Source organism: Methanospirillum sp. (assembly GCF_035406105.1).
Classification (GTDB): domain Archaea; phylum Halobacteriota; class Methanomicrobia; order Methanomicrobiales; family Methanospirillaceae; genus Methanospirillum.
In genome coordinates this window covers 1-898 of sequence record NZ_DAONKG010000308.1, presented here as the reverse complement: position 1 = coordinate 898, position 898 = coordinate 1, and the positions used below count along the sequence as shown (strand labels likewise).

Here is an 898-nt window from a genome sequence, read left to right as displayed (position 1 = left end):
AAACCGTTTTGAGATGACATTTCTGATATCATGGATGACGGCACCGGTAGATGAAGTGACCACTCCGATCCGGACCGGATATTTCGGGGGGGTACGTTTTCGTTCAGGGCTGAACCATCCTTTTGCAGCCATCTCGCGCCTCCATTTCTCGATCAGGAGGGCACGCTCACCGGCACCTGCGGGACGCATCTGGGTTATCTGAAACGAGTACCGTCCGCCGGGTTCATAATGCGAGATAGAGCCATATGCCCTGACCTCCATCCCGTCATCGGGAGTAAAATCCAGATACCGTGCTGCATTTCTCCATATAGTGCAAGATATAACCGATTCCTTTCCTGCAACCTGTTCCGAGAGAGAGAAATAGAGATGACCTGAACTGTGCCGCTTAAAATTTGTAATTTCACCGCAGATCCAGATATTCTGTAGGGATTCGTCCTCCAGCAGCCGGGTAATCATTCTGGAGACTTCAGAGACACGGAGTGTCACCGGACCGTCTGTTTTGTTCCACTTGTGAAGGGTTGCCTGGCCCATGATCACCTGATCGATTATCTTCATCCGGATAGATAATGTCTGGTAATGGATATTTCGTTCTCAAGCATGTTCTTTCATGATGCCACCCTTGAGGATGTATTCCGTGCGACTGGCGCCTCAGGTGCAGACACCCTTGAGTTCTGGCTTGAAACTCCCGATTTCTGGCTGAAAGGATTACAGATATCTGATCTGAAACGGTGGATGATCCAATACCCGACCAGAGCCCCCCTTTCCATTCATGCTCCGGTTCTGGATCTGAATCCCTGTTCGATTAACCCGGATGTGCGGGAGGTCTCGATCCGGTGGATTCTGCGATCGATTGAACTGGCTGATCGCATGGGAGCATCCGTCTGTACGATTCATCCGG

General features: G+C 50.8%; 2 protein-coding genes. One reads left to right on the top strand and one right to left on the bottom strand.

The features are described from left to right. The coding region (locus PLA23_RS12830) for an exodeoxyribonuclease VII large subunit (RefSeq protein ID WP_324475440.1) at positions 1 to 555 on the bottom strand (555 nt) is incomplete at its 3' end. A gap of 21 nt (positions 556 to 576) precedes the next feature. Here PLA23_RS12830 and PLA23_RS12825 point away from each other — a divergent pair. After that, on the top strand, positions 577 to 898 hold a 322-nt coding region (locus PLA23_RS12825), incomplete at its 3' end, for a sugar phosphate isomerase/epimerase family protein (protein ID WP_324475439.1).